This is a genomic window from Enterobacter cloacae complex sp. HYC080_NIDB (genome assembly GCF_056673325.1).
Window position 1 is genome coordinate 1694525 of record NZ_CP114212.1, and the last position, 13891, is coordinate 1708415.

Annotated in this window: 12 protein-coding genes; 8 read left to right on the plus strand and 4 right to left on the minus strand. The window is 55.1% G+C overall.

Translation table 11 applies throughout. The features are described 5' to 3' along the window. Positions 1–295: 295 nt before the first annotated feature. Entirely contained in the window at positions 296–3076 is a 2781-nt protein-coding gene (locus O1723_RS07950) for a flavocytochrome c (protein ID WP_014884416.1), read from the plus strand. 93 nt (positions 3077–3169) lie between these two features. Further along, the gene (locus O1723_RS07955) at positions 3170–4129 is read left to right on the plus strand and encodes an FAD:protein FMN transferase (protein ID WP_014884415.1); all 960 of its coding nucleotides are present in this window, start codon (positions 3170–3172) and stop codon (positions 4127–4129) included. Here O1723_RS07955 and dcuR read toward each other — a convergent pair. Together dcuR and O1723_RS07965 are read right to left on the minus strand one after the other, a co-directional pair. Next, positions 4110–4829: a two-component system response regulator DcuR gene (gene dcuR / locus O1723_RS07960; RefSeq protein ID WP_014884414.1), complete on the minus strand. Its 720-nt coding sequence runs from the start codon at positions 4827–4829 to the stop codon at positions 4110–4112. The two genes, O1723_RS07955 and dcuR, sit on opposite strands and share 20 nt — an antisense overlap. Next, entirely contained in the window at positions 4826–6442 is a 1617-nt protein-coding gene (locus O1723_RS07965) for a sensor histidine kinase (RefSeq protein WP_014884413.1), read from the minus strand. Before O1723_RS07965 ends, dcuR begins: the two co-directional genes overlap by 4 nt. Before the next feature lie 164 nt (positions 6443–6606). On the opposite strand from O1723_RS07965, the gene O1723_RS07970 reads away from it, so the two are divergent. Then, entirely contained in the window at positions 6607–7470 is an 864-nt protein-coding gene (locus O1723_RS07970; protein ID WP_014884412.1) for an N-acetylmuramic acid 6-phosphate etherase, read from the plus strand. Positions 7471–7529: 59 nt separating this feature from the next. Here the strand turns inward: O1723_RS07970 and ompC are convergent, their stop codons facing one another. After that, positions 7530–8672, minus strand: a complete 1143-nt coding sequence (ompC, locus tag O1723_RS07975; protein ID WP_014884411.1) for a porin OmpC — start codon at positions 8670–8672, stop codon at positions 7530–7532. A gap of 285 nt (positions 8673–8957) precedes the next feature. Between ompC and O1723_RS07980 the strand changes: the two genes are divergently transcribed. The 3 genes from O1723_RS07980 to O1723_RS07990 all read left to right on the plus strand — a co-directional run bounded on the left by O1723_RS07980 (position 8958) and on the right by O1723_RS07990 (position 11608). Then, entirely contained in the window at positions 8958–9659 is a 702-nt protein-coding gene (locus O1723_RS07980) for a phosphohydrolase (protein ID WP_014884410.1), read from the plus strand. Positions 9660–9720: 61 nt separating this feature from the next. After that, positions 9721–11136 (plus strand): DNA cytosine methyltransferase, encoded by a 1416-nt coding sequence (locus O1723_RS07985; RefSeq protein ID WP_479983877.1) that lies wholly within the window; start codon positions 9721–9723, stop codon positions 11134–11136. Then, on the plus strand, positions 11117–11608 hold the full coding sequence (locus tag O1723_RS07990) for a very short patch repair endonuclease (protein WP_248190817.1): 492 nt from the start codon (positions 11117–11119) through the stop codon (positions 11606–11608). The genes O1723_RS07985 and O1723_RS07990 overlap by 20 nt, the downstream gene beginning before the upstream one ends. Here the strand turns inward: O1723_RS07990 and yedA are convergent. Beyond that, complete coding sequence (gene yedA / locus O1723_RS07995) at positions 11580–12494, minus strand: drug/metabolite exporter YedA (protein WP_014884407.1); 915 nt, start codon at positions 12492–12494, stop codon at positions 11580–11582. The two genes, O1723_RS07990 and yedA, sit on opposite strands and share 29 nt — an antisense overlap. A 175-nt stretch (positions 12495–12669) precedes the next feature. Between yedA and O1723_RS08000 the strand changes: the two genes are divergently transcribed. Beyond that, complete coding sequence (locus O1723_RS08000; protein WP_349675070.1) at positions 12670–13584, plus strand: DUF808 domain-containing protein; 915 nt, start codon at positions 12670–12672, stop codon at positions 13582–13584. 78 nt (positions 13585–13662) lie between these two features. Further along, positions 13663–13845, plus strand: coding sequence for a YodC family protein (locus O1723_RS08005; RefSeq protein WP_008500307.1), 183 nt, complete (start codon positions 13663–13665; stop codon positions 13843–13845). Positions 13846–13891: the final 46 nt, after the last annotated feature.

Consider the following 13891-nt stretch of genomic DNA (forward strand, 5'->3'; position numbering starts at 1 on the left):
AATATGGTATTATTTTTATTGCTTGATTTTATTGATTTTTTTATGGTTAAGTGAAATTGGTATGACCAATATTTATTTAACGTATTTTAAATTATTGTAAACGGGTGAATTATTATCGCTAACACCATTGTGTTATTTCTGTTATCTCAGGGATTAAATAGTTTTTTAACTAACGTAATGGCTTTTGAAACTAAAAAAATCATTATATTAGTATCATGACATCGGCAAAAAACAACCAATTTAAAAATTAAACCCGATAACGAATTCTTAATTTTAAAAGTTTGGAGTTTCTATTATGAGCACTAACGAACGCATTCTTAGCCCCTTCACATTACCGAATGGCACTGAACTGAAAAACCGTTTGTTAATGGCCCCGATGACCACCTGTACCGGCTACTATGACGGTACTGTCACCAGTGAGCTGGTGGAGTACTACCGGGCTCGCTCCGGCAGCATCGGTACCATCATCGTGGAGTGCTGCTTCGTTGACGATCTCGGTCTCGCCTTCCCGGGCGCCATCGGTATTGATAACGACGAGAAAATTGCCGGGCTGGCGAAAATCGCAGAGGCGATTAAATCCAAAGGTTCGAAAGCGCTGCTGCAGATCTACCACGGCGGCCGTATGGTTGACCCAAAACTGATTGGTGGCCGTACCCCGGTTGGCCCAAGCGCGGTGGCCGCACCGCGTGACGGTGCCGCAACGCCGGTTGCACTGACCGCCGAAGAAGTAGAAGGAATGATCGGCAAGTTTGGGGAAGCTGTGCGTCGCGCCATTCAGGCCGGTTTCGACGGCGTGGAAATCCACGGGGCCAACACCTACCTGATTCAGCAGTTCTACTCACCGAACTCTAACCAGCGCGATGACGAGTGGGGCGGCAGCCGCGACAACCGCGCGAAGTTCCCGCTGGCAGTGCTGGACATTACGCACAAAATGGTGCGCCAGTACGCGGATGATGCCTTCATCATTGGTTACCGCTTCTCCCCTGAAGAGCTGGAAGTCCCGGGCATCCGTTTTGAAGACACCATGTACCTGCTGGAGAAACTGGCCGCGCGCGGCGTGGATTACCTGCACTTCTCCGTCGGTGCAACCCTGCGTCCTTCGATTGTCGACACCCAGGACCCGACCCCGCTCATCGAAAAATACTGCGCGATGCGTTCAGAAACGCTGGCGCAGGTTCCGGTCATGGGCGTGGGCGGCGTGGTGAATGCTTCAGACGTGAATGACGCGCTGGACCACGGTTACGACCTGATTGCCGTTGGCCGCGCCACCATAGCTTATCCGGACTGGACAGACCGCATCGCGGCTGGCGAAAGCCTTGAGCTGTTTATGGACAGCACCAAACGCGAGGAACTGAACATCCCAGAACCGCTGTGGCGCTTCTCGCTGGTGGAAGCGATGATCCGCGACATGAGCATGGCCGAGTCTAAATTCAAACCGGGCACCTTCGTCGAGAAAGTGCAGGACGACGCTAACGAGCTGGTGATTAACGTCAGCCTGGAAACCGACTGCATTGCGGACATCGCGCTGGCCTCCGGCCCAAGCGAAGACGTTGAGTTTGTGACCAGCTTCGAAGAGATCCGTACCCGCATTCTGGATGCCAACACCCCGCACGTAGATGCCATCACCGGCGCAACCAGCCAGAGTGAAGCGGTGAAAAAAGCGGTTTCTAAAGCGATGCTGAAATCCAGTAAAGCGCTGGCGGCAGAGGAGGGCGTTGACCCGAACGAAACCCGCAGCGTTGACGTGGTTGTCGTGGGCAGCGGCGGTGCCGGTCTGGCGGCGGCGATTCAGGCGCACGACGAAGGCGCAAGCGTGCTGATTGTCGAGAAAATGCCAACCATCGGCGGTAACACCATCAAAGCGTCTGCCGGGATGAACGCCGCTGAAACTCGCTTCCAGCGCGTGAAGGGTATTCAGGACAGCAAAGAACTGTTCTACCAGGAAAGCCTGAAAGGCGGCGGTAACAAGAACAACCCGGAACTGCTGCGTCGCTTTGTCGAGAACGCACCGGAAGCAATTGAGTGGCTGGCAACCCGCGGCATTATGCTCAACGACATCACCACCACCGGCGGGATGAGCATCGACCGTACTCACCGTCCAAAAGACGGTTCTGCAGTAGGCGGCTATCTGATCAGCGGTCTGGTGCGTAACGTCAACAAACGCAACATCGAGGTGATGCTGGATACCTCCGTCAGTGACATTATTTTCGAAAACGGCGAAGTGACCGGCGTGCGCCTGACGACCGAAGAGAATGAAACCGTCATCGTGGCAACCAAAAGCGTGATTGTGGCGACCGGCGGCTTCAGCGCCAACAGCCAGATGGTGGTGAAATACCGTCCGGACCTGGAAGGATTCGTCACCACCAACCATAAAGGGGCCACCGGCGGCGGTATCGCACTGCTGGAGCGCATTGGGGCGGGCACCGTGGATATGGGCGAAATTCAGATTCACCCCACCGTGGAGCAGAAAACCTCGTACCTGATTTCCGAATCCATCCGCGGCGGCGGGGCGATTCTGGTCAATCAGAAAGGAGAGCGCTTCTACAACGAAATGTCGACCCGCGACAAAGTCTCCGCGCAGATCATCGCGCTGCCAGAGAAATACGCTTACATCGTCTTTGATGAACACGTACGCGCCAAAAACAAAGCTGCGGATGAGTACATCGCCAAAGGGTTCGTGACCAGCGCCAGCTCACCAAAAGCCCTGGCCGAAGCGCTGGGCATGGATCATCACGCCTTCCTGGCAACGCTGGAACGCTACAACGGCTTTGTCGAGAAACAGCACGACGATGATTTTGGCCGTACCACCGCGCTGCGTGCGCCAATCAATGAAGGGCCGTTCTACGCCATTCAGATTGCGCCGGGCGTGCACCACACCATGGGCGGTGTGACCATCAACACTGAAACCTGCGTGCTGGACAGCAACCACAACGTGCTGCCAGGGGCATTTGCTGCGGGTGAAGTGGTCGGCGGGATCCACGGCGGTAACCGTATCGGCGGTAACGCGGTGGCAGACATCATTATTTTTGGTACCCTTGCCGGACATCAGGCGGCGATGCGCGCAAAAATGGCATAAAGCACCTGTGTTGTAGGCCGGATAAACGCAACGTTATCCGGCGATTTCCCCGGCAGCGCGGTGCTTGCCGGGGCTACATCTGAGGAAACATGCATGTCAGATAACCGTGTTTACAGTTACTCCGCCGTCCTGATGGGTTCCCCCATCCTCCTGAAACTCTTCTCCCATGACGAAGCCCTCGCCTCCCGCGTGTTTCGACTCATCAAACAGTATGAAGATCTGCTTACCGTCAACCGTGCCCACTCGCAGGTGATGGACATCAACCACGCGGCTGGGCAGCATCCGGTCATCGTCAGCCGACCGGTGTTCGAGCTGATCCGCTGTGCAAAAGCGGCAAGCCTGCTCAAGGACAGCGCCTTTAACCTGGCGATAGGCCCGCTGGTGAAGCGCTGGAAAATTGGTTTCCGGGGTGACAGCGTTCCGCCTGCTGATGACATTGCGGCGCTGCTGGCGATTACCCGTCCTGAGGATGTCATCCTTGATGAGGCGCAGAGCAGCGTGTTTCTGGCGAGAGCAGGCATGGAGATCGACCTGGGCGCCATCGCCAAAGGCTATATCGCTGACCGGGTGCGGGATTACCTGCACAAAGAGGGGACCGAGCGGGGACTCATCAACCTGGGGGGAAATATCCAGACGTTGGGCTCACCGGAAGGGGGCTGGAGCGTCGGGCTGAAAAAACCGTTCGTCAACGACGCGCTGATTGGCGCGATGACGGTGGAAAACCGCTCCGTGGTGACGTCAGGAACCTACGAGCGCTTCTTTGAGCAAAACGGCAAGCGCTATCACCATATTCTCGATCCGCGCACCGGATACCCGCTGGACAACGCGCTGGACAGCGTCACCATCGTGTCAAAAGAGTCTATCGACGGCGATATCTGGACCACACTGATGTACGGCATGGGCATAGAGAAGGGCTGCGCGGTGCTGCGCTCTCGCCCGGATATTGAAGCCATTTTTGTGACCAAAACAAAAGAAGTGGTGATCTCATCGATGCACCACTTCCGCTTTACGTTGCTGGATAATACCTACCGCGTTACTGACAGTACTGCTTAAGCAGCCCCGTCTGTTCCGGCTGGAGACGGTAACGATACACTGGCCGCCCGGTGGCACCGTAGTGAATGCTGGTGAACAGAATGTTGATTTGCGCCAGCCAGATCAGGTACTTGCGGCACGACACGCGGGAGATATTCACCGCGCTCGCCAGGTCATCGGTGGAGAACTCCATCTCCGGGTGGGCGTCAATCCACTGGCAGATCGTGCGCAGCGTCTGCGGCGTTAACCCTTTCGGCAGCTTTTTGCTGTCCGCCAGCTCCGGCGCTCCGCCGTGGATCAGGCGGTCAACGTCGGCCTGTTCATAATACGGATGCGATTCCATCAGGTTATGCTTCGCTTTCCAGCCGTTGAGCGCCTCTTCAAAGCGCGGGAACTGGAAGGGTTTGATCAGGTAATCCACCACGCCGTAATGGATAGAGGTCTGGATCGTGGCGGCATCGGCGGCCGAGGAGATCATAATGACATCGATCGGGCGGCCGGACGCGCGAATCACGGGCAGCAGATCCAGCCCGTTATCCTGCTGCATATAGACATCCAGTAGCACCAGATCGACCGGCTGACCGGGGTCGTTAATCATGGCCTTCGCCTGGTTGAGCGTGGAGGCGACACCGCAGCAGCTAAAGCCTTCAACACGGTTGACATACAGACGGTTGAGGTCGGCCACCATGGCGTCATCATCGACAATTAATACATTTATCACGCGATATTCCTCTCGCTATCCCAGGGGATGTGAACAAAAAATTGGGTAAAGACGCCAGGCTCAGACTCCACGGAGATCTCTCCGCCCAGGTTCTGAATCTGCTGGCGAGCAAGGAACAGCCCAACGCCGCGGTTTTCACCTTTCGTTGAGAAGCCCTTAGTAAAAATAGCCTCCAGCTGAGTGGGATCAATGCCGGGGCCATCGTCGCTGACTTCGCAACTGAGCCAGCCATTCTGATAATGCAGCAGCAGGCCGATCTCGCCTTCCTGCTGTCCTTCCATCGCGTCGAGCGCGTTTTCAATCAGGTTACCCAGCGCGGTGATCAACACCGCGACCTGCTCTTCGCTGGCGGTATCCGGTATCTGGCTTTCGTCCGCCAGCGTCAGGGTGACGCCCGCCTCTTTTGCCCGGTTGATTTTACCCAGCAGGAACCCGGCAATGACCGGCGATTTTACCTTGCTCTGGATCGTACCGATATCCGTCTGGTAATTATGCGCCGTCTGGATGATGTACTCCTCCAGCTTGTCGTAGCGCTTCATATGCAGCAGGCCAAGGATCACATGCAGTTTATTCATAAACTCGTGCGTGTGGCTGCGCAGGGCATCGACGTAGTTGACCATGCCATCAATGCGCTGCATCAGCTGGCTGATTTCCGTTTTATCGCGGAAGGTGGCGATCGCCCCGATGACCTGCTCCTGGCTTTTGACCGGCACCATGTTGCACAGCAACAACCGACCGTTACAGCTGATCTCCTGATCCTGGCGCGCGACGCCGGTTTTTGAAATCTCACGCAGGCTGGCTAAAAGTGGTGCGCTGGCGTTTTCCGTTTGCTTGCCGGAGGGCAGGAGTAAAATTTCTCTGGCGGTGTGGTTGATCATCGTCACGCGCCCGTGAATATCGACGGCCAGTACGCCTTCGCGAAGCGACTGCAGCATTGCCTGACGTTGTTCGAAAAGGGCGGATATCTCGTAGGGTTCGAGGCCGAACAGAATGCGCTTCAGCACCCGCACCAGGCCCCAAATCGCCATCGAACTCATAAAGATACTGAATAATATCGTCCAGAGCGCATTCAGCCGCCCGCGGGCAATCTGGTCTTCCACCTTTTTGAGGGAGATACCGACCACCACCACCCCGATCTGATCGTGCTGGCTGTCATAAACCGGGGTAAAGACGCGAAGCGCTTCGGCGAGGGCGCCCCGGTTAACCGAGACGTTCTCTTTACCTTCCAGGGCGGGTTCCAGATCGTTGCCAATAAAATGCAGGCCAATCAGTGCTTCGTTTGGGTGCGAGTAGCGAATACCGCGCATGTCGGTCACCACGGTGAGCAGCAGATCGTTACGTTGGGTGACCGCTTTGGCGATGGGCTGAATGATGTCGGCCTGCGGGGACTGCATCAGGCCTCGCTGGATCTCCGGGCTGTCGGCCAGCGTGCGGGCGATACCCAGTGCGGTGTCTTTGACATCATCGCGGGTGGCCCGGGTGATCTGAACGGAGTAGAGCGCAAAGACCAGAAGCAGCACAGAGGCAATAATCGCGCATACCATCAACGTGACCAGCGTGTTCAGTTTCATGGGGCGCTTGCGCGTCAGAAGGAAAGGCTGCAAATCGCTCATCAATACTCCGCGATGATTAACAAAGGGGTAATTATCGCTGATGACGCGCGTTTCTTAAAGCCATGTAAAGGCGTGGATTTGGTCCTCTTTTCGTGACCCTCCTCGCAGGTCATCCATATAAAACACTTTATAGTGTGTGGGTACTCATAATAAGGAGGCTGTTTATGAGCATTATGCTTACCGGTTCGGTCAAGGAAAGACGGCACGCCAGCACGATGAATATTGATAGATTGTCCACGCTGGACATGCTGAAGGTCATTCACCAGGAAGATGCACTCATTTCCGCTGCAATATCCCCCTGTTTAACGACGATCGCCCGCGTGGTGGATAACGCCGCGGCGACGCTTAGTCACGGGGGCCGTCTGGTCATTGTCGGGGCGGGGCCGTCTGGCCGTGTCGCACAACAGGCTGCCGATGAATATGCGCCGGGCAAAACCCCTGTGATTGCCGTGACGGCACAGGAAGGGGAAGGGAGCTACGAGCGTGGCGTTGCCGATCTGCAGGCCATTAAGTTTGGTGAACACGATATGATGCTGGCGGTCACCGTTAGCGGAAAAACGCCGTGGGTCTGGGGTGCAATGCGCCATGCATGGTCGCTGGGCTCTATGGTCGCCATCATTACCGGTGATGCACAAAGTGAAGCGGCGCAGCTGGCAAGCATGGTGATTGCCCCGGCGCTGGGGGCTGATGTGGTGGCAGGCTTTAGCAATACCAAAGCGGGTATTGCGCAAAAAATGATCCTCTCGATGGTCACCACGGGGCTGGCCGTGCGGACCGGGCGCGTTTACAGCAACCTGCGGGTGGATCTGGAGGCACGCAATACCAAATGGGCCGAACGACAAATTGCCATTGTGATGGAGGCGGGGGGCTGCACCCGGGCGCAGGCAAAAGCCGCGCTGGAGAGCTGTAACCATAACTGTAAAACGGCAGTCCTGATGGTACTGACCGGGCTGGATGCATGGAAAGCCCACGAACTGCTGGCGCAGAATAACGGGTTTATTCGCGTGGCGTTGCAGGAAGCGCCGTAAATTCGGCTCTTATAAATGAAAAAAAGCCCGCGAGTGCGGGCTTTAGTATTTTTGGGGAATTAGAACTGGTAGGTCATGCCTACGCCAACGATGTCGTCGGTAGAGATACCGTACTCATCATACAGCGCTTCATCCTGATCCAGCATGTTGATTTTGTAATCAACATAGGTGGAGAAGTTTTTGTTGAAGCTGTAAGTCATGCCCAGGTCAATGTAGTTAACCAGATCCTGGTTGAAGCCCTGACCATCCAGGTCTTTACCTTTTGAGTAAACCCATGCCAGGGAAGGACGCAGACCAAAGTCGAACTGGTACTGTGCAACCGCTTCAAAGTTTTGAGTCTGGTTTGCGACACCAACGTCACCGAATGGCGTCATGTTGCGGGTTTCCGCATACATCATCGCCAGGTAGATGCTGTTTGCATCGTATTTCGCGCCAACAGTCCAGGCTTCGGCTTTTTCGCCATCCGCAAACCCGACACCTTCAAAGCGTTTGCCGTTTGCAACCTGCTCATTGGTACGGTCAGAAGACGAGTACGCCGCACCCAGGCTCAGGCCGGACAGGTCGCCAGAGAAATCATAGGAGGTAGACATACCGAAGCCGTCACCGTTCTGGAAACGTACTTTGCTATGACCGTTTTTGGTGCCTTCCTGATCTTCATTCGCGTTAGCACCTTCATTCGCACCCTGATACTGCAGCGCGAAATTCAGACCTTCAACGAGACCGAAGAAATCACTATTACGGTAGGTTGCCAGACCGTTAGCACGGCCGTTCATGAAGTTGTCGGTCCAGGTGTAAGAATCACCGCCGAATACTGGCAGCATATCGGTCCAGGCTTCAACGTCATACACCACGCCATAATTACGGCCATAGTCAAATGAACCGTATTCGCCATATTTCAGGCCAGCGTACGCCAGACGGTTGAAAGAGTTACCACCTGCGTTTTCAGTATCGTTGGCGTAGGTTTTATATTCCCATTGGCCGTAACCCGTCAGCTCATTAGTAATCTGAGTTTCGCCTTTGAAACCCACCTGTACATAGGTTTCATCGCCGTCGTCACCAGGGTTGTCAGAGAAGGTATGACGCGCATCAACTTTGCCATACAGGTCAACTTTGTTGCCGTTTTTATTATAGATTTCAGCCGCATTTGCTGCGCCAGCCATTAATAATGCGGGTACCAGGATTGCCAGAACTTTTCTTTTCATTATATATTCCCTTTAAAGATAATTTATATGAATATATGTAATCACCCTCCGTAATTACGATTTTGATACTATTCTATGGATTGTTATTTTGGTTCAAAAATAAATGTAATTAAATCGGTAAAAATATTGCAAAATTTTTCTAAAGCTCTCATTATTTTTCATGTGAATTAATGAACTGAATACATTGCGCATAATTATTATTAAGTATTTCTCATTTCTATTTTTTAAATCATTTAATTCGGCTGTGTTATAATCCACAGCCTGTTTTCGTCACAGGATAGAATGATGGAACTCGTACAGTGGCAGCAGCGTTTTGAATCCTGGCTTGATGAACATCACGCCAGCGAAGACAGTGCGCATGATATTTCGCACTTCCGACGCGTCTGGATGACGGCCCGCAAAATAATGATTCATCATCAGGCCGATCCGCTGGTGGTTCTGACCGCCTGCTATTTTCACGACATCGTTAGCCTGCCGAAAAATCATCCTGAACGCAGTCAGTCATCGCGTCTGGCGGCGCGCAAAACGCGGGACATTCTGCACCGCGATTTCCCGGACTTTCCGCCGGATCGCTTTGCCGGCGTGGAGCACGCCATCGAGGCGCACAGTTTCAGCGCGGGTATTGCGCCGCAAAGTATCGAGGCCAAAATTGTCCAGGATGCCGATCGTCTCGAAGCGCTGGGCGCGATTGGCCTGGCGCGCGTGTTTGCCGTCTCGGGTGGGCTGGGCGTGGCACTGTTTGACGCGGAAGATCCCTTTGCCGATGCGCGCCCGCTGGATGACCGGGCATTTGCCCTCGATCATTTTCAGACTAAGCTGCTGCGCTTGCCTGATACAATGCAAACCGACGTCGGGCGCGAGCTCGCGCAACATAACGCCGATTTTCTCGTTCACTTTATGGCGAAACTCAGTGCCGAATTACAGGGCGACTGCATCGGGCTGGATAGCCAGATTCAGCACCGCTTCTGTCGCAGTTTGCCCAACTGAACTGTGGTAATCTGTTCCCAGTCTTTATTCTCCGGTTAAAAGAATGCAGGAAAATCGATCAGTGACAGGGCCCGCGCCAGAGCAGGCTGAGAAATCAACGGCAACGGTGCAGGCATTACTGCGCCAGCTGCTGGATATTTATGATGTCAAAACGCTGGCGAACCAGCTGATAGCGCACGGTGAGAGCCACTGGAGCCCGGCCATCCTTAAGCGACTGCTGACCAGCGAGCGGGCAGGGCGCCGCCTGAGCGACGGTGAGTTTCCTTATCTGCAAAACCTGCTTCCGCGTCCGTCTGCCGCGCACCCGGACTATGCATTCCGCTTTATCGATCTGTTCGCCGGTATCGGTGGGATCCGGCACGGTTTTGAAGCCATCGGCGGTCAGTGCGTGTTTACCAGCGAGTGGAACAAACATGCGGTACGCACCTATAAAGCGAACTGGTACTGCGATCCGCACGAACATCACTTCAACGCCGATATCCGTGATGTCACCCTGAGCCATAAAAGCGGCGTCACGGATGAACAGGCCGCCGGGCATATTCGTCAGACGATCCCGGCGCACGACGTGCTGCTGGCTGGCTTCCCCTGCCAGCCTTTCTCGCTGGCCGGCGTATCGAAAAAGAATGCCCTCGGTCGCGCCCACGGTTTCGCCTGCGATACGCAGGGAACGCTGTTTTTTGATGTGGCCCGCATCATTGACGCCCGCCGTCCGGCCATTTTTGTGCTGGAAAACGTCAAAAACTTAAAGAGCCATGACGGCGGAAAAACCTTCCGCATTATTATGCAGACCCTGGATGAGCTGGGTTACGACGTGGCCGATTCTGAGGATATGGGCGCGGATGACCCAAAAATCATTGACGGGAAACATTTCCTGCCCCAGCATCGCGAGCGCATTGTGCTGGTCGGCTTCCGCCGCGATCTCAATCTGAAGGGAGATTTTACCCTGCGGGATATCCCGTCTCTGTATCCCGAGCGTCGTCCAACCGTCGCCGACCTGCTGGAGCCTGTGGTCGACGCGAAATTTATCCTTACGCCCGTTCTGTGGAAATACCTCTACCGCTATGCCAAAAAGCATCAGGCAAAAGGCAACGGCTTTGGATTTGGCATGGTTAATCCTCACGATCCGCACAGCGTGACCCGCACCTTGTCCGCCCGTTATTATAAAGACGGCGCGGAAATCCTGATCGACAGAGGCTGGGATAAAGCGCTGGGCGAGAGGGATTTCGACGATCCGCAAAACCAGCTCCACCGTCCACGACGCCTCACGCCACGGGAATGTGCCCGGCTGATGGGCTTTGAAACGCCCCAAGGCTACAGTTTCCGTATTCCGGTGTCGGACACTCAGGCATACCGTCAGTTTGGTAACTCGGTGGTGGTGCCCGCGTTTGCGGCGGTGGCAAAACTGCTGGCCTCACGTATCCGGCAGGCGGTGGCACTCCGCCAGAGTGAGGCCGTCAATGACGGACGTTCACGATAAGGCAACGCGCAGCAAAAACATGCGTGCCATCGGCACGCGTGATACCGCCATTGAAAAGCGTCTGGCCGGATTATTGACGCAGGCGGGGTTTGATTTCCGCGTGCAGGATGCCGCGCTGGCGGGGCGACCGGATTTCGTCATCGACGCGTATCAGTGCATTATCTTTACCCACGGCTGTTTCTGGCATCATCACGACTGTTACCTGTTTAAAGTTCCGGCAACGCGCACCGATTTCTGGCTGAAGAAGATTGGCAAGAACGTTGCGCGCGACGCGCGGGATCTCACCACGCTTATCGCGCAGGGCTGGCGCGTGCTGATCGTCTGGGAGTGTGCGCTGAGAGGGCGGCGAAAACTGAACGATGCCGATCTGCGCGAACGGCTGGAAGAGTGGATCTGCGGCGGCGGACACACCGCGCAGATCGACACACAGGGGATCCACGCGCTTACGGTTTCTCCACCCCGCAAGGCGTAATCACGGGCTTCGCTGGCAGTAAATATTTGCCCAGCGTGACCAGCACGACGGCAAAAACAATCACCCCTAATGCTAACCACTCAACCGGAGAGAGCGTTTCCCCGCCGAGCCCGGTACCGAGCAGCACGGCCACGACCGGGTTGACGTAGGCATAGCTGGTGGCAACCGCCGGAGACACATTGCGGATCAGGAACATGTAGGCATTGATTGCAATGAGCGAACCAAACAGCGCCAGATACCCGACCGCCAGGAAGCCCGACAGATCCGGCATGGTCGTCAGCCTTTCCCCCGTCAGCATAGAGGCAATCAGAAGCACGATCCCCGCGGCAAGCATCTCAATCGCCCCCGCCATCATGCCGGTTGGCAGTTCGATACGCGAACCGTATACCGAACCAAACGCCCAGCTCATTGAGCCGATAAGAATAATGATCGCGCCCCACGGATTGCCGCTCAGGTTACCGCCGCTGTTGAGCAGAATAATGCCCGCCAGGCCGATGCCAATCCCCAGCCATTCCAGCTTGCGGGTACGGATGCCAAAAAGACGGCTGAAGCAGAGGGTAAACAGCGGTACGGTGGCAACGACCACGGCGGCGATCCCCGACGGTACGTTCTGGTGCTCGGCAATGGTCACAAACCCATTCCCTACCGCCAATAGCAGCAGGCCAATCAGGGCGGCGTTGAGCATCGGGCGCAGCGGCGGTAGCTTATGACCGCGCAGCAGCAGAAAGGCCAGCAGCAACACGCCCGCCGAGAGGAAACGAATGCCCGCCATCATCAGCGGCGGCCAGCTTTCCACGCCGATGCGAATGACAAAGTAGGTCGAACCCCAGATGATATAAAGCGAAAAAAGTGCCCCGATGAGCGGTAGCAGTTGCCGGAAACGCATAATCCCTCACGACGAAATAAAAAGGTCGCTGATAGTAAACGCGAAAACTATCGTGCTGGCGAGCCCTTTAATTGTGTAGTTGATGTGAATTTTTTGTTGACGTGAGGTGCCTGTTTCCGCGTTTGCGCTTTTGCTCCATACTATTCACTTAATTACCAAAAAAAGAAGGATCACGATTTTGGCAGGAAGTAGCTTATTAACATTGCTGGATGATATTGCCACCTTACTGGATGATATTTCCGTGATGGGGAAACTGGCGGCGAAGAAAACCGCGGGTGTGCTGGGGGATGATTTATCGCTTAACGCTCAACAGGTGAGCGGTGTACGGGCTAACCGCGAACTGCCGGTGGTGTGGGGCGTGGCAAAAGGCTCGTTTCTGAATAAAGTGATCCTGGTGCCGCTGGCGCTGCTGATCAGTGCATTTATTCCCTGGGCCATCACGCCGTTGCTGATGATTGGCGGGGCATTTTTATGCTTTGAAGGCGTGGAGAAAGTCCTGCACTCCTTCAGCGCACGCAAGCAGAACGACACGCCGGAGATGCGCCAGCAGCGTCTGGACGCGCTGGCCGCGCAGGATCCGAAAACCTTCGAGCGCGATAAAGTCAAAGGCGCCATTCGGACCGACTTTATTCTCTCGGCAGAGATCGTCGCCATTACGTTGGGCATTGTCTCCGATGCGCCGCTGCTCAATCAGGTGTTGATCCTCTCCGGCATCGCCATTCTGGTCACCGTCGGCGTGTACGGTCTGGTCGGATTGATCGTTAAGCTGGATGATATCGGCTACTGGCTGGAGGAGAAATCAAGCGCGGTGGCAAAAGGCATCGGTAAAAGCTTACTTACGCTGGCACCGTGGTTGATGAAGAGCTTGTCGGTGGTTGGCACCCTGGCGATGTTCCTGGTGGGGGGCGGTATTGTGGTCCACGGCATTGCTCCGCTGCACCATGCGATCGAACAGTTCTCCTCGGCGCAGGGGAGCGTGGTGGCCGCTATTCTGCCGACGCTGCTTAATCTTGTGCTGGGCTTTATCGTTGGCGCTATCGTGGTGGCGGCGGTGAAACTGGTCGAGAAAATGCGCGGTTCGGCGCACTAATTGTTACCTGTTGTGGTATGCAAAAAGACTATTCCTCGTCTAAATTGAAACAGTTTCACCCTGATACAGGAGGCAGGTATGGTCTTTTTGGTCAGTGATGAAGTTAAGCCTAAGAAAGGTGGCCCACGTATGATTGTCACCGGGTATTCCAGCGGAATGGTGGAGTGTCGGTGGCACGATGGCTATAGCATCAAGCGGGAAGCATTTCGTGAAGATGAGCTTCAGCCGGGCGACGGGCAGCACAAGCGGGACAAGGCTTAATCACATAACGCCCGGCTTTGCCGGGCGTTTTTATCTCATGTACCGG

Bases quoted from the DNA above. Each gene is read 5' to 3' on its own strand.
- O1723_RS07950 (WP_014884416.1), top strand. From the start codon at position 296: ATGAGCACTAACGAACGCATTCTTAGCCCCTTCACATTACCGAATGGC.
- O1723_RS07955 (WP_014884415.1), top strand. From the start codon at position 3,170: ATGTCAGATAACCGTGTTTACAGTTACTCCGCCGTCCTGATGGGTTCC.
- O1723_RS07965 (WP_014884413.1), bottom strand. From the start codon at position 6,442: ATGAGCGATTTGCAGCCTTTCCTTCTGACGCGCAAGCGCCCCATGAAA.
- O1723_RS07970 (WP_014884412.1), top strand. From the start codon at position 6,607: ATGAGCATTATGCTTACCGGTTCGGTCAAGGAAAGACGGCACGCCAGC.
- ompC (WP_014884411.1), bottom strand. From the start codon at position 8,672: ATGAAAAGAAAAGTTCTGGCAATCCTGGTACCCGCATTATTAATGGCT.
- O1723_RS07980 (WP_014884410.1), top strand. From the start codon at position 8,958: ATGGAACTCGTACAGTGGCAGCAGCGTTTTGAATCCTGGCTTGATGAA.
- O1723_RS07990 (WP_248190817.1), top strand. From the start codon at position 11,117: ATGACGGACGTTCACGATAAGGCAACGCGCAGCAAAAACATGCGTGCC.
- yedA (WP_014884407.1), bottom strand. From the start codon at position 12,494: ATGCGTTTCCGGCAACTGCTACCGCTCATCGGGGCACTTTTTTCGCTT.
- O1723_RS08005 (WP_008500307.1), top strand. From the start codon at position 13,663: ATGGTCTTTTTGGTCAGTGATGAAGTTAAGCCTAAGAAAGGTGGCCCA.